Source organism: Micromonospora sp. WMMC264 (assembly GCF_027497275.1).
Classification (GTDB): domain Bacteria; phylum Actinomycetota; class Actinomycetes; order Mycobacteriales; family Micromonosporaceae; genus Micromonospora; species Micromonospora chalcea.
The window spans coordinates 977,040-997,099 of sequence record NZ_CP114907.1 but is presented as its reverse complement, the minus strand read 5'-3'; the positions used below and the strand labels follow the sequence as shown (position 1 = coordinate 997,099).

Annotated in this window: 20 protein-coding genes and 1 tRNA gene; 8 read left to right on the top strand and 13 right to left on the bottom strand. The window is 71.2% G+C overall.

Features of this window, described 5'->3' with window-relative positions; all coding sequences use genetic code 11:
• Window positions 1-7: 7 nt before the first annotated feature.
• Entirely contained in the window at window positions 8-1,186 is a 1,179-nt protein-coding gene (coaE, locus tag O7542_RS04750; protein WP_069089072.1) for a dephospho-CoA kinase, read from the bottom strand.
• Window positions 1,187-1,347: 161 nt separating this feature from the next.
• On the bottom strand, window positions 1,348-2,877 hold the full coding sequence (gene rpsA / locus O7542_RS04745; protein ID WP_051611429.1) for a 30S ribosomal protein S1: 1,530 nt from the start codon (window positions 2,875-2,877) through the stop codon (window positions 1,348-1,350).
• Window positions 2,878-3,189: 312 nt separating this feature from the next.
• On the opposite strand from rpsA, the gene O7542_RS04740 reads away from it, so the two are divergent.
• The 7 genes from O7542_RS04740 to O7542_RS04710 all read left to right on the top strand — a co-directional run bounded on the left by O7542_RS04740 (window position 3,190) and on the right by O7542_RS04710 (window position 7,271).
• Window positions 3,190-3,993 (top strand): methyltransferase domain-containing protein, encoded by an 804-nt coding sequence (locus O7542_RS04740; protein WP_064445284.1) that lies wholly within the window; start codon window positions 3,190-3,192, stop codon window positions 3,991-3,993.
• A 91-nt stretch (window positions 3,994-4,084) separates the two neighbouring features.
• Window positions 4,085-4,570: a Uma2 family endonuclease gene (locus O7542_RS04735; RefSeq protein ID WP_281605753.1), complete on the top strand. Its 486-nt coding sequence runs from the start codon at window positions 4,085-4,087 to the stop codon at window positions 4,568-4,570.
• Window positions 4,571-4,611: 41 nt separating this feature from the next.
• Complete coding sequence (locus O7542_RS04730; protein ID WP_043329581.1) at window positions 4,612-4,830, top strand: DUF2945 domain-containing protein; 219 nt, start codon at window positions 4,612-4,614, stop codon at window positions 4,828-4,830.
• Complete coding sequence (locus O7542_RS04725) at window positions 4,817-5,164, top strand: DUF3140 domain-containing protein (RefSeq protein WP_043329580.1); 348 nt, start codon at window positions 4,817-4,819, stop codon at window positions 5,162-5,164. Before O7542_RS04730 ends, O7542_RS04725 begins: the two co-directional genes overlap by 14 nt.
• Before the next feature lie 41 nt (window positions 5,165-5,205).
• Window positions 5,206-6,072 carry a CPBP family intramembrane glutamic endopeptidase gene (locus O7542_RS04720; protein ID WP_113972498.1) on the top strand — a complete coding sequence of 289 codons (867 nt, stop codon included), beginning with the start codon at window positions 5,206-5,208 and terminating at the stop codon, window positions 6,070-6,072.
• Between the two features lie 40 nt (window positions 6,073-6,112).
• On the top strand, window positions 6,113-6,862 hold the full coding sequence (locus tag O7542_RS04715) for an SDR family oxidoreductase (protein WP_281605752.1): 750 nt from the start codon (window positions 6,113-6,115) through the stop codon (window positions 6,860-6,862).
• Between the two features lie 7 nt (window positions 6,863-6,869).
• Window positions 6,870-7,271, top strand: a complete 402-nt coding sequence (locus tag O7542_RS04710) for a MerR family transcriptional regulator (RefSeq protein WP_281605751.1) — start codon at window positions 6,870-6,872, stop codon at window positions 7,269-7,271.
• 101 nt (window positions 7,272-7,372) lie between these two features.
• Here O7542_RS04710 and polA read toward each other — a convergent pair whose 3' ends face one another.
• The 11 genes from polA to O7542_RS04655 all read right to left on the bottom strand — a co-directional run bounded on the left by polA (window position 7,373) and on the right by O7542_RS04655 (window position 19,882).
• Window positions 7,373-10,072, bottom strand: a complete 2,700-nt coding sequence (gene polA / locus O7542_RS04705; RefSeq protein ID WP_281605750.1) for a DNA polymerase I — start codon at window positions 10,070-10,072, stop codon at window positions 7,373-7,375.
• Window positions 10,073-10,144: 72 nt separating this feature from the next.
• Window positions 10,145-10,942, bottom strand: a complete 798-nt coding sequence (locus tag O7542_RS04700; RefSeq protein ID WP_281605749.1) for an amino acid ABC transporter ATP-binding protein — start codon at window positions 10,940-10,942, stop codon at window positions 10,145-10,147.
• Window positions 10,939-11,910 carry an amino acid ABC transporter permease gene (locus O7542_RS04695; RefSeq protein ID WP_043329574.1) on the bottom strand — a complete coding sequence of 324 codons (972 nt, stop codon included), beginning with the start codon at window positions 11,908-11,910 and terminating at the stop codon, window positions 10,939-10,941. Before O7542_RS04695 ends, O7542_RS04700 begins: the two co-directional genes overlap by 4 nt.
• 2 nt (window positions 11,911-11,912) lie before the next feature.
• Entirely contained in the window at window positions 11,913-12,824 is a 912-nt protein-coding gene (locus O7542_RS04690) for an ABC transporter substrate-binding protein (protein ID WP_104114974.1), read from the bottom strand.
• 32 nt (window positions 12,825-12,856) lie between these two features.
• Window positions 12,857-13,567, bottom strand: coding sequence for an ABC transporter ATP-binding protein (locus O7542_RS04685; protein ID WP_043329572.1), 711 nt, complete (start codon window positions 13,565-13,567; stop codon window positions 12,857-12,859).
• Window positions 13,557-14,321 (bottom strand): ABC transporter ATP-binding protein, encoded by a 765-nt coding sequence (locus O7542_RS04680; protein ID WP_181373817.1) that lies wholly within the window; start codon window positions 14,319-14,321, stop codon window positions 13,557-13,559. The genes O7542_RS04685 and O7542_RS04680 overlap by 11 nt, the downstream gene beginning before the upstream one ends.
• Before the next feature lie 73 nt (window positions 14,322-14,394).
• Complete coding sequence (locus tag O7542_RS04675) at window positions 14,395-15,534, bottom strand: branched-chain amino acid ABC transporter permease (protein WP_030503807.1); 1,140 nt, start codon at window positions 15,532-15,534, stop codon at window positions 14,395-14,397.
• On the bottom strand, window positions 15,531-16,481 hold the full coding sequence (locus O7542_RS04670) for a branched-chain amino acid ABC transporter permease (RefSeq protein WP_043329571.1): 951 nt from the start codon (window positions 16,479-16,481) through the stop codon (window positions 15,531-15,533). Before O7542_RS04670 ends, O7542_RS04675 begins: the two co-directional genes overlap by 4 nt.
• Before the next feature lie 105 nt (window positions 16,482-16,586).
• Window positions 16,587-17,747 carry a branched-chain amino acid ABC transporter substrate-binding protein gene (locus O7542_RS04665; protein WP_281605748.1) on the bottom strand — a complete coding sequence of 387 codons (1,161 nt, stop codon included), beginning with the start codon at window positions 17,745-17,747 and terminating at the stop codon, window positions 16,587-16,589.
• A 257-nt stretch (window positions 17,748-18,004) separates the two neighbouring features.
• The gene (locus O7542_RS04660) at window positions 18,005-19,225 is read right to left on the bottom strand and encodes a hypothetical protein (RefSeq protein WP_281605747.1); all 1,221 of its coding nucleotides are present in this window, start codon (window positions 19,223-19,225) and stop codon (window positions 18,005-18,007) included.
• 36 nt (window positions 19,226-19,261) lie between these two features.
• A complete protein-coding gene (locus O7542_RS04655; RefSeq protein ID WP_043331122.1) occupies window positions 19,262-19,882 on the bottom strand; it encodes a response regulator in 621 nt (206 codons plus the stop codon).
• A gap of 104 nt (window positions 19,883-19,986) precedes the next feature.
• On the opposite strand from O7542_RS04655, the gene O7542_RS04650 reads away from it, so the two are divergent.
• Window positions 19,987-20,060 (top strand) — tRNA-Leu (locus O7542_RS04650).

Below are 20,060 nucleotides of genomic sequence, written 5' to 3'. Positions count from 1 at the left end.
GTGAGCGTCAGGGACGCCAGCCGGTCTGCGCGGCCCACTCCTCGGCGCGCAGGTGCTCCTCGTCGAACCACGGGTCGTTGACAGTGCCCCACGCCGCGTGCTCCGGCGCGGTGGCCGCCAGCTCCCGCTTCACCTGCAGGTAGTCGGCCCGCCGCGCCGGGTCGGCGCGCAGGTGGTCGCGCATCAGCAGCGCGTACCGCCAGCCGGGCGAGCCGGCCTCGCGCAGGTGCAGCCGCACCGGACGCCCCGGGTCCGCGCCGCCGTGCAGCCGCTTGGGCCAGCGCACCGGCTCCGGCTGCCGGGGGACGTCCCACCAGTCACCCGGCAGGCGCGGGAAGCCCGCCTCGGCCAGCCGCTGCGCGATCGGCCCGTCCGCCTCGTCCAGCGAGGAGACAGTCACCTGGATGTCGATCACGTCCGGCGCGGCCAGCCCCGGCACGGCGGTGGAGCCGACGTGGTCGACCCGGACGTCACCGCCCGCCGCGTGGCGGATCCGGGCGGCCAGCCGGGCGTACTGCTCGGGCCAGGTCGGGTCCGGCCCGGCGAGCGCCGCCGGGTCGGCCGGCACGGCGCGGCGCTCGCGGACGTTGCGCTCGTAGGGCACCAGGCGGTCCCGCCAGAGGGCGTCCACGGCGGCGTGCAGCTCGGTGAGCGTGCCGTCGTTGGCCAGCAGCACGTCGGCGACCGCGCGCCGGGTGGCGTCGTCGGCCTGCGCGGCGATGCGCCGCTGCGCCTCCGCCGCGGCCATGCCCCGGTCGCGGGTCAGCCGGGCCATCCGGGTCGGCACGGCCGTCTGCACCACGACCACCAGGTGGTACGTGGGCGCGAGCCCCACCTCGACCAGCAGCGGGACGTCGTTGACGACTATCGCGTCGGCGGGGGCGGCGGCGACCAGTTCGGCGCTGCGTGCGCGTACCCGGGGGTGGGTGATCCCTTCGAGCGTGCGGCGGGCGGCCTCGTCGCCGAAGACCAGCGCGCCGAGGGCGGCCCGGTCCAGCGCCCCGTCGGCGTCGAGGACCCTGTCGGAGAAGGCGGCGACCACCTCGGCCAGCCCGTCGGTGCCGGGCGCGACGATCTCGCGGGCGATGCGGTCCGAGTCGACGATCACCGCGCCCAGCGCGGCGAGGCGGCTCGCCACCGCGCTCTTGCCCGATCCGATTCCGCCGGTCAGCCCCACCTTCAGCACCCGGACAGTCAACCGGATCGCTCGTCCACATGCCAAACCGTCCCGGCACACGACGCGGGCCCCGCCCCCGGCGCTCCGCTGGTGCGGAACGCGGGGACGGGGCCCGTCGTCAGAGGCGGTCGCCGGCTCGTCCGGTGGGACGAGCCGGCGTCAGCGTCCGGTCACTTGCCGCCGGCGAGCTTCTCCCGCAGCGCGGCGAGCGCCTCGTCGGTCGCGAGCGTGCCGGCCGGCTCCTCGGCCTGACGGCTCGGGGCCGAGGTCGAGGTGGTGGTGCCGCTGGTGGCGGGCGGAGCCGGGTTGGCAGCGGCCTCGGCGTCGGCGGCGCGGGAGGTCTGCACCTGCTTGGTGTGGGCCTCCCAGCGCTGACGTGCCTCGGCGTACTGCTGCTCCCAGGTCTCGCGCTGCTTGTCGTAGCCCTCGAGCCACTCGCCCGTCTCCGGGTCGAAGCCCTCCGGGTAGATGTAGTTGCCCTGCTCGTCGTAGGTCGCGGCCATGCCGTAGAGGGTCGGGTCGAAGTGCTCCTCGCCCTCGACGAAGCCCTCGTTGGCCTGCTTGAGCGACAGCGAGATCCGGCGGCGCTCCAGGTCGATGTCGATGACCTTGACCATGACCTCGGAGCCGACCTGCACGACCTGCTCCGGGATCTCCACGTGGCGCTCGGCCAGCTCGGAGATGTGGACCAGGCCCTCGATGCCGTCGTCCACCCGGACGAACGCGCCGAACGGCACCAGCTTGGTGACCTTACCCGGCACGATCTGCTGGATCGCGTGGGTGCGGGCGAACTGACGCCACGGGTCCTCCTGCGTCGCCTTCAGCGACAGCGAGACCCGCTCGCGGTCCAGGTCGACGTCCAGGACCTCGACCTCGACCTCCTGGCCCACCTCGACGACCTCGGACGGGTGGTCGATGTGCTTCCAGGACAGCTCGGAGACGTGCACGAGGCCGTCCACGCCGCCCAGGTCGACGAACGCGCCGAAGTTGACGATCGAGGAGACGACGCCCTTGCGGACCTGCCCCTTCTGCAGCTTGTTGAGGAACTCGGTGCGCACCTCGGACTGCGTCTGCTCCAGCCAGGCACGGCGGGACAGGACCACGTTGTTGCGGTTCTTGTCCAGCTCGATGATCTTGGCTTCGAGCTCGCGGCCGACGTACGGCTGCAGGTCACGCACACGCCGCATCTCGACGAGCGACGCGGGCAGGAAGCCACGCAGGCCGATGTCGAGGATGAGACCACCCTTGACGACCTCGATGACCGAGCCGCGGACGACGCCGTCCTCGTCCTTGATCTTCTCGATCGTGCCCCAGGCCCGCTCGTACTGCGCCCGCTTCTTGGAGAGGATCAGCCGACCCTCCTTGTCCTCCTTCTGGAGGACGAGGGCCTCGATGTGGTCGCCCACCGAAACGACCTCGGCCGGGTCCACGTCGTGCTTGATCGACAACTCCCGAGAGGGGATGACACCCTCGGTCTTGTAGCCGATGTCGAGCAGGACCTCGTCCCGATCGACCTTGACGACGGTGCCTTCGACAATGTCGCCGTCGTTGAAGTACTTGATGGTCTCGTCGATCGCGGCGAGGAAAGCTTCCTCAGAGCCGAGGTCGTCGTGGGTGACCTTGTTGGCGCTCGAGGTGGCCTCGATGCTGCTCGTCATGTGGGCGGTTGCTCCGGTCGGATGGGTTGTCACAGCGGGCATGGGTGTCGCGGTGACTCTGCCGCGCCAACGGATCCGTCGCCGGGCACACCGAACGATCGACGCGAGAAGATCATTAGTGGCTCCGGTGACCGCGCACCTGCTCCCTGCCGAGGCACACGATCCGCGAGCGCATCGTCTAGCCTACCCGCTGCATTACCACAGCGTGCAAGCCCTCCCGGGTCCGCGCGAACTCATCCGCTGCGAAAGCGGAGATTTTGCGCGGTAAGGGGCCACAGCTGTCTCGTCCGTCACACCCGTCCCAACCGCCACCCCACCCGACCGGCCGGACGCCGCCGGACCTAGCGTGGACGGGTGGACGACGACAGGGTGACCCGCCGACGGGTCGACGCCGGTGAGATCCGCCGGGCCAACCGCGGCTGGTGGGACACCGACGCCGACGCGTACCAGGCCGAGCACGGCGCGTTCCTCGGTGACGCCGACTTCGTCTGGTGCCCGGAGGGCCTGCGCGAGGCCGACGCGCGGCTGCTCGGCGACGTGGCCGGCCGGCGGATCCTCGAACTCGGCGCCGGGGCGGCCGCCGCCGCCCGCTGGCTCGCCGCCCAGGGCGCCCGGCCGGTCGCGCTGGACCTGTCCGCCGGCATGTTGCGGCACGCCGCCGAGGCCGCCGAACGCACCGGGGTACGCGTGCCGCTGGTGCAGGCCGACGCGCTCGCCCTGCCGTTCGCCGACGCCGCGTTCGACACGGTCTGCACCGCGTTCGGCGCGATCCCGTTCGTGGACGACTCGGCGGCGGCGATGCGCGAGGTGGCCCGGGTGCTGCGCCCCGGCGGCCGGTGGGTCTTCTCGGTCACCCACCCGATGCGCTGGATCTTCCTGGACGACCCGGGCGAGGGCGGGCTGACCGCCGTGCACTCGTACTTCGACCGCTCCCCCTACGTCGAGCAGGACGAGCACGGCGTGGCCACGTACGTCGAGCAGCACCGCACCCTGGGCGACCGGATCCGGGAGCTGGTCGGCGCCGGGTTCCGGCTGCTGGACCTGGTGGAGCCGGAGTGGCCGGCCGGGCACGAGGGCATCTGGGGGCAGTGGAGCCCGTTGCGCGGCCGGCTGTTCCCCGGCACCGCGATCTTCGTCGCCGAGAAGCCGGCCCGCTGACGCCGGACGGACGCGCGGTGCGATCGGGGCGGCGGTAGCGCCCCTACGTTGCCCTGGTGAGCGCCGAGCCGATCGCGACACCATCCTCTCCATGGCGTCCGGACCCGCTTCGGCAACAGCGTGCCGACCACATGGTGGAGGAACTGCTGACGCTGCCGCCCTGCTGACCTGGTGGCTGCGATCCCACGCGCCGGCGTATCTGCGTGCGACCCAGGCAGTGAGCATCGGGTTGGACGTCGACGCCAGCCGCCGACCGGACGTCCTGCTCCACCACGCCGGGCTGCCGAGCGACAGGTCCCTCCTGCGACCGGCGGACGTCGTCCTGGCCGTCGAGATCGTCTCCCCCGGCACCCGGCGCGTCGACCGGTTCGCCAAGCCGGGCGAGTACGCCGCCGCGGGGATCCCCTTCTACTGGCGGATCGAGCAGGATCCGGTGCACCTCTACGCGTACCGCCTCGGTGACCGGATCGGCCCGGGCGGCGAGCGGCAGTACGAGCTGGTGGACGACAGCAGCGAGGTGATCGAGCTGCCCGAGCCCTTCGCGATCAAGCTGCCGATCGCGGAGATCCGGCCCTGACGACGCCGTTACTCGGTATCCACTCCGGGTAACCGGGCGGCATGGCCGAGAAGGAGTTCCACGCCGGGGACCACGTCTCCTGGGCCAGCCACAGCGGCCGGGCGTACGGGGTGGTCAAGGAGAAGCTGACCGAGCGCACCCACGTCCGCGGGCACACCGTGAACGCCTCGCCGGAGCAGCCGCAGTACCGGATCACCAACGACGACTCGGGCCGCGACGTCGCCCACCGCCCGGAGGTGCTGCGCCATGAGTCGCGCTGAGGACCCGCAGCAGACGTACCGGGAGTTCACCGACGCGGTGAACATGAAGCCGGGTGAGCTGTCCCGCTGGCTGGAGACCGAGGAGTCCAAGCACGTCGGCTGGCACAAGAAGGGCACCGCCGGCGGCGAGTCGGTCGGGCACGACTCCGGCCGGCGCATCGTCGACCTGCTGCGCCGCAAACGCGCCGACCTGACCGCCGCCGACTACAAGCACATGCGCAAGGTGATCGGGTACGTCCACCGCCACCTCGCCCAGCGGCCGTCCGGGGACGTGCGGGACACCAGGTGGCGCTGGTCGCTGATGAACTGGGGGCACGACCCGCTCAAGGGCTGAGCCGCCCGGGTCGTTCGCCGCGCGTTGGTACCGTGCCGGCGATGACGACAGACGTCCCGACCGCCGGCCGTCATCCCCGCGCCGGACGGGTGGTCCTCCTGGCGGGCCTCGGCCTGATCGCCGTCGCGGCAGTCTTCCTGGTGGCAACCGGCAACACCGGCGTCAGGTACAGCGCCGACCACGACGGCACCGTGCCGATGTGGAGCCGCTGGATCCCGGCGCTGGCCGGGATCGCGCTGATCCGGCTGATCCCGCCCGCGCCCGACCCGAGGTGGCCGGACCTGGTCGCGCCGTACCGCGAGGCGGTGCCGCTGCTGCTGGCCGGGATCGCGTTCGCCGCCGTCATGCCGCTGCTGGGCGGCGAACCCGCGTACACGGTGTTGAAGCTCGCGCTGCTGCTCGGCGTACCCCTTGTGGTGTTCCTCGCCGCGCGCCGCCGGCCGCCACGGTGGTCGCCCGGCCCGGCCCCGGCGGACGCCGCCCACCGGTGGGGTCCGGCGCTGCCGGTGGCGGTGTGGCTGGCACTCAGCTACGCGACGCCGCTGGCCGTGCCGGCGAGCGACTGGGGGCGGACCGTCACGCCGGTCGAGCTGGCCGTCACGCTGCTGGTGGCCTTCGCGGTGAACGCGCTGCTGGAGGAGGTCTTCTACCGGCGGTGGCTGCAGACCCGGTGGGAGTCGCTGCTGGGACGCTGGCCGGCGATCGTGCTCGCGTCGCTGGTGTGGGCGGTCTGGCACGTGGCCATCCAGGGCAGCGGCCGTCCCGCCGTCGACCTGGCGTCGGTGATCGTGAACCAGGGGATCGCCGGGCTGTTCCTCGGCTACCTGTGGTCGCGGTACCGCCGCATGTGGCCGCTGCTCGTGGTGCACGGCGCGGTAAACGCGATGCCCGTCCTGCTCGGCCTCTGACTTGACCCTGCCGCAGGCGGCAGGGTCGGACGATGCCGGCATGGAACGCCGCACACCACGGGCCGCCGTGGTCACCGGTGCGGGCACCGGCATCGGCCGGGCCACCGCACACGCCCTCGCCACCGCCGGGTACGCCGTCGTCGCCGTCGGCCGGCGCGCCGCGCCGCTGTCGGAGACCGCCGCCGGCCGGCCGGACATCACGCCACTGACCGCCGACGTCACCGCGCCCGACGGGCCCGGCCGGATCGTCAGCGCCGCGCTCGACCGGTACGGCCGCCTGGACGTCCTGGTCAACAACGCGGGCGTGGCCGGCGGCGGGCCGCTGGCGGATCTGGACGAGGACGCCGCCCGGCGGCAACTGGAGACGAACCTCCTCGCGCCCGTCCGGCTGGCGCACGCCGCCGTCGAGGCGCTCGCCGCGACACGCGGTGTGCTGGTCAACGTCACCACGTCGGTCGGCCTGCGCGCCTGGCCGGGCAGTTCGGTGTACGCGGCCGGCAAGGCCGCGCTGGACTCGCTGACCCGCAGCTGGGCGGTGGAACTCGCGCCGCGCGGCGTCCGGGTGGTGGCCGTGGCGCCCGGAGCGATCGACACGCCGATCGGCGTGCACAGTGGCCTGTCCTCCGAAGGTCGAGCGGCGGTGCGGGACTGGCAACTCGCGCACACCCCGGCGGGCCGGATCGGCCGCCCGGAGGACGTAGCCTGGGCGATCCGGCGGCTGTGCGAGCCGGAGGCGGGCTTCGTCACCGGCGTGGTGCTGCCGGTGGACGGGGGCGCGGTGGTCGCGTGAGAGGACGGTGACGGCGGTGCGGATCGGCGCGGTGGCGAAGGCGACGGGCTGCACGCCGCGTGCCCTGCGGCACTACGAGGAACACGGGCTCATCGCCTCGGCCCGGGCCGCGAACGGCTACCGCGAGTACGACGACGCGGTGGTCACCCGGGTCCGCAACATCCGTCACCTGCTCGACGCCGGGCTGACGCTCGACGACGTGCGGGTCTTCCTGCCCTGCCTGGACGGGGACGTGGCGTCCGCGCCGCCGTCAGTGGCCGGGCTGCGGGTCGGCCGGGAGCGGCTGGCCGTGCTGGACGCCCGGATCGCGGCCCAGGTGGCCGTCCGCGACCGCCTGGCCGCCGCCCTCCAGGCCGCCGCCCCTGCGCACTCGCCCCTCCTCTCGTCGCCGTCGCCTCCTGTGAGGTGACCAAGGAGTTTGTGTCACGCCAGAGCCCGTTCGGGGACACAAACTCCTTGATCACCGCCGGGGCGGGCGGGTGGTGGCGCGGGTGGGACGGCGGCGGGGTGTCAGTGGTCGGCGCTGTTCCAGTCGCGGCCCTCGCCCACCGACACCTCCAGCGGCACCGACAGCGGGTACGCCTCGCCCATCTGCTTGCGCACCAGCGCCTCCAACGCCTCCCGCTCGCCCGGCGCGACCTCGAAGACCAGCTCGTCGTGCACCTGCAGCAGCATCCGGGACCGCAGCCCGGCCTCGCGCAGCGCGCTGTCGACGTGCAGCATCGCGACCTTGATGATGTCGGCCGCCGAACCCTGGATCGGGGCGTTGAGCGCCATCCGCTCGGCCATCTCCCGGCGCTGCCGGTTGTCGCTGACCAGGTCGGGCAGGTAGCGGCGGCGGCCCAGGATGGTGGAGGTGTAGCCGTCCTGGCGGGCGCGGGCCACCACCTCCTGGAGGTAGTCACGCACCCCGCCGAACCCGGCGAAGTAGTTCTCCATCAGCCCGCGCGCCTCCTCGGCGCTGATGCCGAGCTGCTGGGACAGGCCGAACGCGCTGAGCCCGTACGCCAGGCCGTAGTTCATCGCCTTGATCTTGCGGCGCTGGTCGGCGGTGACGTCCGCGACCTCGACGGTGAAGACGGAGGACGCGGTGGCGGCGTGGAAGTCGTGCCCGGAGTTGAACGCCTCGATCAGCGCGTCGTCGGAGGACAGATGCGCCATGATCCGCATCTCGATCTGGCTGTAGTCGGCGGTGAGCAGGCACTCGTAGCCCTCGCCGACGACGAACGCGCGGCGGATCCGGCGACCCTCCTCGGTGCGGATCGGGATGTTCTGCAGGTTCGGCTCGGTGGACGACAGCCGCCCGGTCGCCGCCACCGTCTGGTTGAACGTGGTGTGGATCCGGCCGTCGTCGGAGACGGACTTGAGCAGGCCGTCGACAGTCGACTTGAGCTTCGCCACGTCGCGGTGGCGCAGCAGGTGGTGCAGCAGCGGGTGCTCGGTCTGGGCGTAGAGCCACTGGAGCGCGTCCGCGTCGGTGGTGTAGCCGGTCTTGATCCGCTTGGTCTTGGGCAGGCCCAGCTCGGTGAAGAGGATCTCCTGCAACTGCTTCGGCGACCCGAGGTTGAACTCGCGGCCGACCACCTCGTACGCGCTCTGGGCGGCGGCCTTCACCTCGGCGGCGAAGTGCGCCTCCAGCTCGGAGAGGTAGTCGGTGTCGGCGGCGATGCCGGTGCGCTCCATCGCGGCGAGCACCCGCATCAGCGGCAGCTCCACGCCGGCCATCAGCCGGGCCGACTGCTCGCCGTCGCGGGACAGCTCGGCGTCGATCGCGTCGGCCAGGTCGAGCGTGGCGCGGGCCTGGAGCATGAGGTTCTGCTCGGCCGCGCCCTCGTCGCCGAACCCGTCGAGCGTGAGCTGACCGGTCTCCGGCGCATCGACGCGCAGCTCCCGGTGCAGGTAGCGCAGCGCCAGGTCGGTCAGGTCGTACGAGCGCTGGTCGGGGCGGGCCAGGTAGGCGGCGATCTGGGTGTCGCGGGCGATGCCCTCCAGCTCCCAGCCGTGCGCGGCGAACGCCAGCACCGCCGGCTTGCTGTCGTGCAGCACCTTCGGGCGCTCGGCGTCGGCCAGCCAGCCGGCCAGCGCGGCCTCGTCGCCGGCGTCCAGCCGGCTCGGGTCGAACCAGGCGCCCGCGCCGGCGGCGGTGGCCAGCGCCATCCCGGTCACGGTGGCGGTGTGGCGGCGGTTCGGGCCGGTGTCGAGCGTGACCGCCAGGCCGACCGGCGCGCCGGCCGGGGCGTGCGTGTCGAGCCAGCCCGCGAGCGCGCCCGGCTCGGTGAGCACCGCGCCGTCCAGGTCGAAGCCCGCCTCGGCCTCCGGCTCGACCGCTTCCAGGTATTGGTAGAGGCGGTCGCGCAGGATGCGGAACTGGAGCGTGTCGAAGACCTGGTGCACCGCTTCGCGGTCCCAGCCCTGCCAGCGGGCGTCCTCGGGGCGTACCGGCAGCTCCAGGTCGGAGACCAGGCAGTTGATCTCGTAGTTGCGGATCACGTCGGCGAGCCGCTCGCGCAGGCTGTCGCCGGCCTTGCCCTTGATCTCGTCGGCGCGGGCCACCACGCCCTCGACGCCGCCGTACAGGTTGATCCACTTGGCCGCGGTCTTCGGGCCGACGCCGGGCACGCCGGGCAGGTTGTCGCTGGTCTCGCCGACCAGCGCGGCCAGGTCGCGGTAGCGATCAGGGGCGACGCCGTACTTCGCCTCGACCGCGGCCGGGTCCATCCGGGCCAGGTCGGAGACGCCCTTGCGCGGGTAGAGCACCGTGACCCGCTCGCCGACGAGCTGGAACGCGTCCCGGTCGCCGGTGGTGATCAGCACGTCCATGCCCTGGTCGCGAGCCTGGCAGGCGAGCGTGGCGATGACGTCGTCGGCCTCGTAGCCCTCCTTCTCGACCACCGGCACGCGCAGCGCGGCGAGGACCTCCTTGACCAAGCTGACCTGGCCCTTGAAGTCGGTCGGGGTCTCGCTGCGGCCGGCCTTGTACTCGGAGTACTTCTCGGTGCGGAAGGAGCGGCGGGACACGTCGAACGCCACGACGATGTGGGTCGGCTGCTCGTCGCGCAGCACGTTGATCAGCATCGAGGTGAAGCCGTAGACGGCGTTCGTCGGCTGCCCCGTGGTGGTGGAGAAGTTCTCCACAGGCAGGGCGAAGAACGCCCGGTATGCCAGGGAATGTCCGTCGACGAGGAGCAGGCGCGGCGTCGTAGCTGTCACGGCTGCGACTCTAGTCCGTACGCCCGACAACTCCGGCCTCCGGTGCGGCGCGCGCCGCACCGGAGGCCGAGGTCAGAGAACCTTGGCCAGGAACGCCTTGGTCCGCTCGTGCTTCGGCGCCGAGATCACCTCGCGCGGGTCCCCCTGCTCGACCACCACGCCGCCGTCCATGAACACGAGGTGGTCGCCCACCTCGCGGGCGAAGCCGATCTCGTGGGTCACCACGATCATCGTCATGCCGTCGCGGGCCAGGTCCTTCATCGTGTCCAGCACCTCGCCCACCAGCTCCGGGTCGAGCGCGCTGGTCGGCTCGTCGAACAGCATCAGCTTCGGCCGCATGGCCAGCGCCCGGGCGATCGCCACCCGCTGCTGCTGGCCGCCGGAGAGCTGACCGGGGTACGCGCCGAGCTTGTCGCCCAGCCCCACCCGGTCCAGCAACTGCGCGGCGTGCTCGCGGGCCTCCGCCTTCTTGGCCTGGCGCAGCAGCACCGGCGCCTCCATGACGTTCTGCAGCACCGTCATGTGCGGGAACAGGTTGAACCGCTGGAACACCATGCCGATGGCACGGCGCTGCGCGGCCACGTCCCGGTCGCGCATCTCGTACAGCTTGCCGCCGCGCTCCCGGTAGCCGATCAGGTCGCCGTCGACCCAGATGCGGCCGGCGTCGATCTTCTCCAGGTGGTTGATGCAGCGCAGGAACGTCGACTTGCCGGAGCCGGAGGGCCCGAGCAGGCAGCACACCTCGCCGGAGCGGACCTCCAGGTCGATGCCCTTGAGCACTTCCAGCGGCCCGAACGACTTGTGCACCTGCTCGGCCCGGACCATCAACTCGGCGGCCGGCGTCTGCGGGGAAGCGGTCATGTCCGTCATTGCGCCGTCCCACTCGTGGTACTGCCGCTCTCGGCGGTCAGATTCCGCAGCCGCTGCCGGGCCCGCCCGCTGCGCCCGAACCCCTTGGAGTAGTGCCGCTCCAGGTAGTACTGCCCCACCAGCAGGACGCTGGTCAGCAGCAGGTACCACAACGTCGCCGCGACGTACATCGGGAAGGGCTGGAAGGTCCGGGAACCGACGGCCTTGAGCTGGAAGAACAGCTCCATCGACACCGGCACGAAGGCCACCAGCGAGGTGTCCTTGAGCATCGCGATGGTCTCGTTGCCGGTCGGCGGAATGATCACCCGCATCGCCTGCGGCAGCACGATCCGCCGCAGGATCTGCGCCCGGCTCATGCCCAGCGCCTGAGCCGCCTCGGTCTGCCCCTCGTCCACCGACTGGATGCCGGCCCGGACGATCTCGGCCATGTACGCGGCCTCGGAAAGGCCCAGCGCCAGCATGCCGGCGACGAAGCCGGTCAGGATGTCCACCGCGCTGAACCCGAACAGCCGGGCCTCGAAGTCGTGCAACCCGAACAGGGCGCCGATCTGCCTGTCGAACGGCAGACCGAACTCCAGCCGCGACCAGAGGATGCCGAGGTTGCCGAAGAGGATCGCCAGCACCAGCCGGGGCACCGCCCGGAAGAACCAGGTGTACACCCAGGCCACGCCGCGCAGCACCGGGTTGGGCGACAGCCGCATGATCGCGATGACGATGCCCAGGCCGATGCCGATCACCATCGAGGTGATCAGCAGCAGGATGGTGCCGCGCAGCCCTTCGATGATCGGCGGACGGAACATCTCGTCCACCATGAACGACCACTGGAACGCGGAGTTCGTGACCAGCATGTGCACGAACATCGCGACCAGCACGGCGATGACCGCCACGCCGACCCAGCGCCCGGGGTGCCGCACGGGCACGGCCTTGATCGGTTCTGGCCGTGCCCGTCCGGATGTGTCGGCCGACATGGTCAGACCGACGGGTTCAGTTCAGCGTTGGTGATGGCGCCGCCCTCGACACCCCACTTGCTGAGCGCCGCCTTGTAGCTGCCGTCGGCGATGACCGCCTGCACGGCCTCCTTGAGCACCTCGGCGAACGCCTGCTGCTCCTTGTTCACCGCGTAGCCGTAGGGCGCCGACTCGTAGATGTCGCCGAGCACCTCCAGCTGGCCGTTGCTCTGCTTCACCGCGTACGCGCCGACCGGGGAGTCGGCCAGCATGGCGTCGTTCTTGCCACTGCCCACGGCGGCGGTGGCGTCGCTCTGCGCCTGGTACTGGTCGATCTTGATGGCCGGCTTGCCGGCGTCGGTGCACTTCTTCGACCGGGCGGTGATGTCGTCGAGCTGGACCGTACCGACCTGCACGGCGATCTTCTTGCCGCAGGCGTTCTCCGGGTCCACCCCGGCCGGGTTGCCCTTCTTGGTCGCCCACTGGGTGCCCGCCGAGTAGTAGCTCACCATGTTGACCGTCTTCAGACGGTCGGCGTTGATGGTGAACGACGAGACGCCGACCTCGTACTTGCCCGAACCCACACCGGGCAGGATCGCGTCGAACGGCGCCGACTCGTACTCGGCCTTGAGACCGAGCTTCTGCGCCACCGCGTTGAACAGCTCGACGTCGAAGCCGACCACGGTCTTGCCGTCCTGGTCCAGGAACTCGGCCGGGGCGTACGTCGAGTCGGTGCCGACCTTGATCACGCCGTCGGCCTTGATGGCGTCCGGCACCTTCGCGGCCAGGTTGGAGTCGGCCGTGGCGGACACCGACGGGCCGTCGCCCGGCTCGGCCGAGTTCTCCTTCTCGCCGCACGCGGCGAGGGAGAGCAGCAGGACGGCCGCACCGGCGACGCCGAGCGCCGCCCGCCGTCCGGGGTTGGGGTGGAACATGGCTGTACTCCTTATTGCGAGGGGTCGGTCGGTCAGGCCACGCCGAGGTAGGCCTCTTTGACCGAGGGGTCGTGCAGCAGGTCCGCGCCGGTGCCGCTCTTGACGATCCGGCCGGTCTCCAGCACGTACGCCCGGTGGGCGCGCGCCAGCGCCTGCTGGGCGTTCTGCTCCACCAGCAGGATCGTGGTGCCCTGCTGGTTGATCTCCGTGATGATCGTGAAGATCTGCTGGATCAGCATCGGCGCGAGACCCATCGACGGCTCGTCGAGCAGCAGCAGCTTCGGCCGGCTCATCAGCGCCCGGCCGACCGCGAGCATCTGCTGCTCACCGCCGGAGAGCGTGCCGCCGGCCTGCTTGCGCCGCTCGGCCAGCCGCGGGAACAGGTCCAGCACCCGGGCCAGGTCCTGCGCGATGCCGGCCTTGTCGCGCCGGGTGTACGCGCCCATGTCGAGGTTCTCCAGCACCGTCATGCCGGGGAAGATGCCCCGGCCCTCGGGCGCCTGGCACAGCCCGCGCCGGACCCGCAGGTCGGCGCGGAGCTTGGTGATGTCCTCACCGGCGAACTTGATCGTGCCGGAGGCGACCGGCCGGATGCCGGAGATCGCCCGCATGGTGGTGGACTTGCCGGCGCCGTTCGCGCCGATCAGCGCGACGATCTCCCCCTCGTCCACGGTCAGGCTGATGCCGTGCAGCGCCTGGATCCGCCCGTAGAGCAGGCTCACGTCCTCGATCTCAAGCAGCATCGTCCGGCACCCCCAGGTACGCCGCGACCACCTTCGGGTTGTCCCGCACCTCGGCGGGCAGCCCTTCGGCGATCTTCTTTCCGAACTCCAGGACCACGATCCGGTCGGTCACGCCCATCACCAGGCGCATGTCGTGCTCGATCAGCAGCACCGTCACGCCCTGGTCCCGGATCTGCCGGATGAGCTGCAACAGCTCCTCCTTCTCCGCCGGGTTGAAGCCGGCGGCCGGCTCGTCCAGGCAGAGCAGCTTCGGGTCGGTGGCCAGCGCGCGGGCGATCTCCAGCCGGCGCTGCTCGCCGTAGGACAGGTTGCGGGCGAACTCGTGCATCCGGTTGCTGATGCCGACGAACTCCAGCAGGCGCTCGGCCTTCTCCCGGCCCTCGCGCTCCTCCTTCCAGTGCCGCGGCAGGCGCAGCAGGGCGGCGATCACGCTGGTCTTGTGGTGCGCGTCCGCGCCGACCTGGACGTTCTCCAGCGCGGTCATCTCCGGGAAGAGGCGGATGTTCTGGAACGTACGGGCCATGCCCATCCGGGTGATCTGGTGGCGCTTCTTGCCACTGATCTTCTGGCCCAGGAACCGGATCTGCCCCTCGGTGGGCTGGTAGATGCCGGTCATCGCGTTGAAGCAGGTGGTCTTGCCGGCGCCGTTCGGTCCGATCAGACCGAGGATCTCCCCCTTGTAGAGGGTGAAGTCCACGTCGTTGAGGGCCACCACGCCGCCGAAGCGCAGCGTGACGTGGTCGACCTCCAGCAACGGCTCCCGCTTGTCGACCGTCTCGACGGCGGGGGCCGCCGCCTGGGCCGGAACTGCCGGGGTCTGCTCGGTGTCACTCACCGACGATCACCTCCTTGCGGCGGTCCTTGAACTCCGCCGCTCGTCGCCGGTTCGGGATCAGGCCCTGCGGCCGGAAGATCATCATCACCACGAGCACCAGACCGAAGAAGAGGAACCGGTACTCGTACAGCTCGATGCCGAACAGCTCGATGCCGCGGAACCGCTCGATCATGTACGCGACCAGGCCGCCGCCGACGATCGCACCGACGATGTTGCCCGAGCCGCCGAAGATGACGGCGGCCAGGATGATGATCGAGTTGAGCAGCTCGAAGTTCTGCGAGTTGACGAAGTTCTGCTTACCGGCGAACAACGCGCCGGCCAGGCCGGCGATGGCCGCGCCGGAGGCGAATGCCCACAGCTTGAACTTGAACGTCGGCACACCCATGAGCTGGGCCGCGTCCTCGTCCTCACGGATCGAGATCCAGGCCCGGCCGACCCGGCTGTGGGTCAGGTTCCGCACCCCGATCACCACCAGGATGATCAGCGTGAGCACCAGCCAGTAGTACGGGCGGGCGTCGAGCACGCCGAACCACGGCCGGCCGTCGGCGTACTGGCCGGGCGGGTGCGGAATCTGGTTGAAGCCGCGCTGTCCCTTGAGGAACTCGGAGCTGACCGCAGCGATCCGGATCATCTCGGCGAAGCCGAGCGTCACCAGCGCCAGGTAGTCGCCACGCAGACGCAGCGTCGGCGTGCCGAGCATCACGCCGGAGACCATGGTCAGGCCGATCGCGATCGGCACCACCGCCAGCCACGGCCACAGCGTCTTGAGGTCACTGCTCGGCGAGGTCAGCACCGCCACCGTGTACGCGCCGACGGCGAAGAAGCCGAAGTAGCCGAGGTCGAGCAGACCGGCGAAGCCGACCACGATGTTGAGGCCGACCGCCAGCAGCACGTAGATCGAGACCGTGAACATCACCTGGGTGAAGTTCGCGCCGGGCGTCGGGATCGGCCCGAGGTACTGGTAGAACTCCTTGTTCGGCAGCGCGTAGAAGAACGCGATGACCGCGACCAGCAGCACCCAGCGCACCCAGCGCGGCGCGTGGTGCCAGCGCTCCGAGATCGCGTGCCGGCCCTGCCGCAGCTTGTCCGCCGCCGTCTCCCGCCGCTCCGGCGGGTCGATGGTGGTCGTCATGCGCGTGCCCTCCCCAGTGATTCGCCGAGCAGACCGGTCGGCCGGAACATCAGCAGCACGACCAGCACCGCGAACGCGGCGAAGTCCTTCCACTGACTGCCGAACAGGCCCGCGGCGTAGTTCTCCACGACGCCGAGCAGCAACCCGCCGACGAGCGCGCCGCGCAGGTTGCCGATACCGCCGAGCACCGCCGCGGTGAACGCCTTGAGGCCCAGCAGGAAGCCGACGCTGTAGGTGAGCGTCTGGATCCGCACGTCGTAGAGCAGGCCCGCGACGCCGGCCATGGTGCCACCGGCGATGAAGACCATCAGGATGATGCGGTCCTTGTTGACGCCCATCAGCGCCGCCGTGTTGGCGTCCTGAGCCACCGCCCGGATGCCGCGGCCGGTACGGCTGCGGTTGATGAACTGGTCCAGCGCGAACATCATCACCAGCGCGGAGCCGATCGTGAGCAGCTGCACCGCGTCGATCGGCACCCCCGCGATGTGGAACAGCGGCTCCGAGCTGACCAGGATCGGCGCACCCTCCGGCCGCCGCCGGGTGTAGACGCCGAACGCCTCGGAGATGGCGATCGAGGCGCCGATGGCGGTGATGAGGAACGCCAGCGGCGGCGCGTTGCGCTTGCGCAGCGGCCGGTACGCCACCCGTTCGATCACCGTCGCGGTGCCCGCCGAGGCGATGGCCGCCACGATCATCGCCACCAGCAGGTAGAACAGGATCGAGCCGAGGCCGCTGACCTGCGAGTTCTGGTCGAGTCCGAATCCGTTCCAGGTCCAGATCGCGGCGAACGCGCCGGCGATGAAGACCTCGGAGTGGGCGAAGTTGATGAGCCTGAGCACGCCGTACACAAGCGTGTAGCCGAGCGCGACCAGGGCGTAGATGGCGCCCTGCGTCAAGCCGGTCGTGGTGAGTTCCCCGAAGTTGGAGAACAATCCGTCGAAGTCCAAGGGAGGGACGCTCCGTCGCTCAAGAGAAAAAGAGGGTGCGGCCGGGAGCCAGCTCCCGGCCGCACCCGCGATCACTACTCAATCGCCAGTCCAGCGATCGAACGATCAGGACTTGGGGATCTCCTGGTCCGGGACGACCTTGCCGCCCTGCACCTTGAACGCCCAGACCTTGACCTGCGCCGGGTCGAGCTCGCCGCCCTCGACGAACTTGTAGCTGGCGGCAACGCCCTCGCCGCTGTAGCCCTTCACGAACTCCAGCAGGTCGGCGCGGGTGCTCTTGCCGGCCTTGATGCCCGCCAGCAGGATGTTCGCCGCGTCGTAGGCGGTGTCGCTGTAGGTGCCCGGGTCGGTGCCGTTGAGCGCCTTGAAGTCGGCGGCGAAGGTGCCGCGCGCCTCGGTGGACGGAGCGCAGGGGCAGGTGAGGATGGTGCCCTCGGCGGCGGCCGCACCGGCGGAGGTGATGTACGCGCCGTCGTTCACGCCGTCACCGGCGACCAGCGGAGCGGTGACCCCGGCAGCGGTGAGCTGCTTACGGATCAGGCCGGCCTCCTGGTAGTAACCGCCGTAGAAGACCGCCTTCACGTTGGCGGCCTTGACCTTGGTGACCACACCGGAGAACTCGGTCTGCTTGCCCTCGCCCTGGACCTTGTCGCTGCCCACGACCGAGGCGCCGAGAACCTTCTTGACCTCGTCGGCCAGGCCGGCGCCGTACGCGGACTGGTCGTCGATGACGTAGACCCGGTCGGCCTTCATCACGTTCTTGATGTAGTTACCGGCGGCGGGGCCCTGGCTCAGGTCGTTGCCGACCGCGCGGAAGAACGTCTTCCAGCCCTGCTCGGCGAGGCTGGGACGGGTCGCGGAGGGGGTGATGGTGACCAGACCGGCCTCGTTGAACAGCGGACCGGCGGCCTCGGACTCGCCCGAGTAGGCCGGACCCACGACACCCAGGATCTTGGTGTCGTCGATCGCCTTCTGGGCCAGACCCGGCGCCTGGTCCGGGCTGCCCTGCGAGTCGAGCTCGGCGAGCTCCACCTTGCAGTCCGGGTTCTCCTTGTTGTACTTGTCGACGGCCAGCTTGACGCCGTTCTTCTCGTTGATGCCCAGCGCGGCCGAGCTACCGGTCAGCGCGCCGAAGAAAGCGATCTTGCTCCCGCAGGCGCTGCCCCCGGAACCCTCATCGTCGCTGCCGCTGGAACAAGCGGTGCCACCGGCGACGAGCGCCAGCATGGCGACCCCGCCGATCACGCGTGCGAGCTTCTGCCTCAAGGCCCGAACCCTCCTCCGTCCATGATCCGAACCACCCGCCGCTGATTGGCCCTTGCGGGGTGGACGAACCAAGACCGTCGTCGCCGGTCTGGGCCGGGACGTTATCCCACCGGAAGCGGTGGCGTAAGACCTGGAAAGCGGGGTTGACCGAACCGTTACACGCGGTGGCGGATTCAAGCCGATCGCCGTAAGAACCGTAGGCGGGGAAAGGCTTTCACCAACTATTCCTCGGTAACGGGCCCATCGGCGATCACCCGCTACCGATCGATGGCCGGCAACGCCCCCCACCAGGCACGGGACGTTTTCCCGTCGTCGGCGACCACGAACAGCCCGTCGTCGCCGACGGCCACCGCCAGCGCCGCGTCGCCACCGCCCGGCACCGGCACCGGAGTGATCACCGGAAGCCACGACGCGCCGCCGTCACGCGACATCCAGAGCCGTCGCTGAGCCCCGTCACCGGTCACCGCGACGAGCCGCCGACCCGCCGCCGCGAGCGCGTCCACCGACGACACCCCGGGACCCGCCGTACCGAACCCGCCGACCCGCCGCCACCCCTGCGCCGCACCCGCCGAACCGGTCGATGGCGAGCCGCAGTCGTCGCACCCGCGCCACACCGCGAACCGGTCACCCACCGGCCCGAGGACCACCGGCCCGCCGTCGGCCGGCACCACCCGCTCCGCCGCCCCGGCGGCGCCCGCCGGCACCGGCAACGCCGCGCGCCGCCACACCCGGCCGTCGGCCGAGGACCACGCGAGCGGAACCCGGGCCGTACCGCCGGGCGGCAGCAACGACCCCACCACCAGCCAACCCGAGCCCACCGCCGCCACGTCGTACGCCGCCGTCCGGCCCCGGCCGTCACCGGCCAGCTCCGCCACGCCCTCACGCAGGACGAACCCCTCGGCGTCCGGCGACGCCCACACCGACGCGCCGTCCGCGCGCGACCCGGCGACCAACCACCCACCCGGCCCCGCCGCCAGCCGCGACGCGCTCACCGCGCGCGGGCCACCGAACAACTCGAACGCCGCCGGCACCTCCCGCACCGGCCCACCCGGACGCCAGACCCACGTCCCGGTACGCGGATTGCCGTGCACACCACCGGTCTTCGCACCCAGCGCCGCCATCCCGTCGTCGCGGCACGCTACCGCGTAGAGCACGTGCTGACGGCCGTAGAACGTCTGCGCGCGCACCGGAATCGGCGACCAGGTCACGCCGTCCGATGAGGACCACACCGCCGGCCGGGTCTCCCCCGCCGCGTCGACCAGCCCGCCCACCACGTACCAGCGGCCGGCACAGCGCGCCGCGTCCCGGGGCACCGGGCGGCCTGCGGCACCGTCGGGAAGGGCCAGCTCCACGGCCCGCCACTCCGGGCGCACCGGCACCGGCACGGGCAGCGGCCGCGGGGTGGCGTGACAGGCCGCCACGAGCGACGCGGCAGCGGTCACGGCGGCGAGCGCCGGCCGGACGCGCACGGAAGGCATGGACCCGATCCTATCGATCGGGCACCTTCCGGCAGGTCAGGAAGCCGGCTGCTCCACCTCGCCGCCGGCGGTCTCGGCGAGGATCCGCTCGGCGACCTCCTTCATGGTCATCCGGTGGTCCATCGCGGTGCGCTGGATCCACTTGAAGGCCTGCGGCTCGGTCATGCCGTACGTGGTCATCAGCGCGCCCTTGGCGCGCTCCACGGTCTTGCGGATCTCCAGCCGGTCGGTGAGGCCGGCGACCTCCGACTCCAGCGCGGCGATCTCCGAGTAGCGGGACAGCGCGATCTCGACCGCCGGCACCAGGTCGCTCTTCTGGAACGGCTTGACCAGGTACGCCATCGCGCCGGCCGCCCGCGCCCGCTCCACCAGGTCACGCTGGCTGAACGCGGTCAGGATGATCACCGGGGCGATGCGCGCGCCGGCGATCCGCTCGGCGGCGGCCAGCCCGTCCATGATCGGCATCTTGATGTCGAGGATGACCAGGTCGGGCTTGAGCTGCTCGGCGAGCTTGACGGCGGTCTCGCCGTCGCCGGCCTCGCCGACCACCTCGTAGCCCTCTTCGACGAGCATCTCGGCCAGGTCCAGCCGGATGAGCGCCTCGTCCTCGGCGATCAGAACGCGCTTGCGCTCGGCGTCCGCCTGCATCTCGCCCACGAGCCACTCCCACCGGTTCGAGCCCGACACCCGCCCTGCCGGGTGTCGCCGCCCCTAGCGTAGTAGGTAACCTATGGCACGACGCGAGAGCGTCGCGCGAGCCTGTCCCCGTATTCCAACCGGTAGAGAAACGGAGCTCAAACCTCCGACAGTGTGGGTTCGAATCCCACCGGGGACA

Bases quoted from the DNA above. Each gene is read 5' to 3' on its own strand.
- rpsA (WP_051611429.1), bottom strand. From the start codon at position 2,877: ATGCCCGCTGTGACAACCCATCCGACCGGAGCAACCGCCCACATGACG.
- O7542_RS04735 (WP_281605753.1), top strand. From the start codon at position 4,085: ATGGCGTCCGGACCCGCTTCGGCAACAGCGTGCCGACCACATGGTGGA.
- O7542_RS04730 (WP_043329581.1), top strand. From the start codon at position 4,612: ATGGCCGAGAAGGAGTTCCACGCCGGGGACCACGTCTCCTGGGCCAGC.
- O7542_RS04725 (WP_043329580.1), top strand. From the start codon at position 4,817: ATGAGTCGCGCTGAGGACCCGCAGCAGACGTACCGGGAGTTCACCGAC.
- O7542_RS04720 (WP_113972498.1), top strand. From the start codon at position 5,206: ATGACGACAGACGTCCCGACCGCCGGCCGTCATCCCCGCGCCGGACGG.
- O7542_RS04715 (WP_281605752.1), top strand. From the start codon at position 6,113: ATGGAACGCCGCACACCACGGGCCGCCGTGGTCACCGGTGCGGGCACC.
- O7542_RS04700 (WP_281605749.1), bottom strand. From the start codon at position 10,942: ATGACGGACATGACCGCTTCCCCGCAGACGCCGGCCGCCGAGTTGATG.
- O7542_RS04695 (WP_043329574.1), bottom strand. From the start codon at position 11,910: ATGTCGGCCGACACATCCGGACGGGCACGGCCAGAACCGATCAAGGCC.
- O7542_RS04690 (WP_104114974.1), bottom strand. From the start codon at position 12,824: ATGTTCCACCCCAACCCCGGACGGCGGGCGGCGCTCGGCGTCGCCGGT.
- O7542_RS04685 (WP_043329572.1), bottom strand. From the start codon at position 13,567: ATGCTGCTTGAGATCGAGGACGTGAGCCTGCTCTACGGGCGGATCCAG.
- O7542_RS04675 (WP_030503807.1), bottom strand. From the start codon at position 15,534: ATGACGACCACCATCGACCCGCCGGAGCGGCGGGAGACGGCGGCGGAC.
- O7542_RS04660 (WP_281605747.1), bottom strand. From the start codon at position 19,225: ATGCCTTCCGTGCGCGTCCGGCCGGCGCTCGCCGCCGTGACCGCTGCC.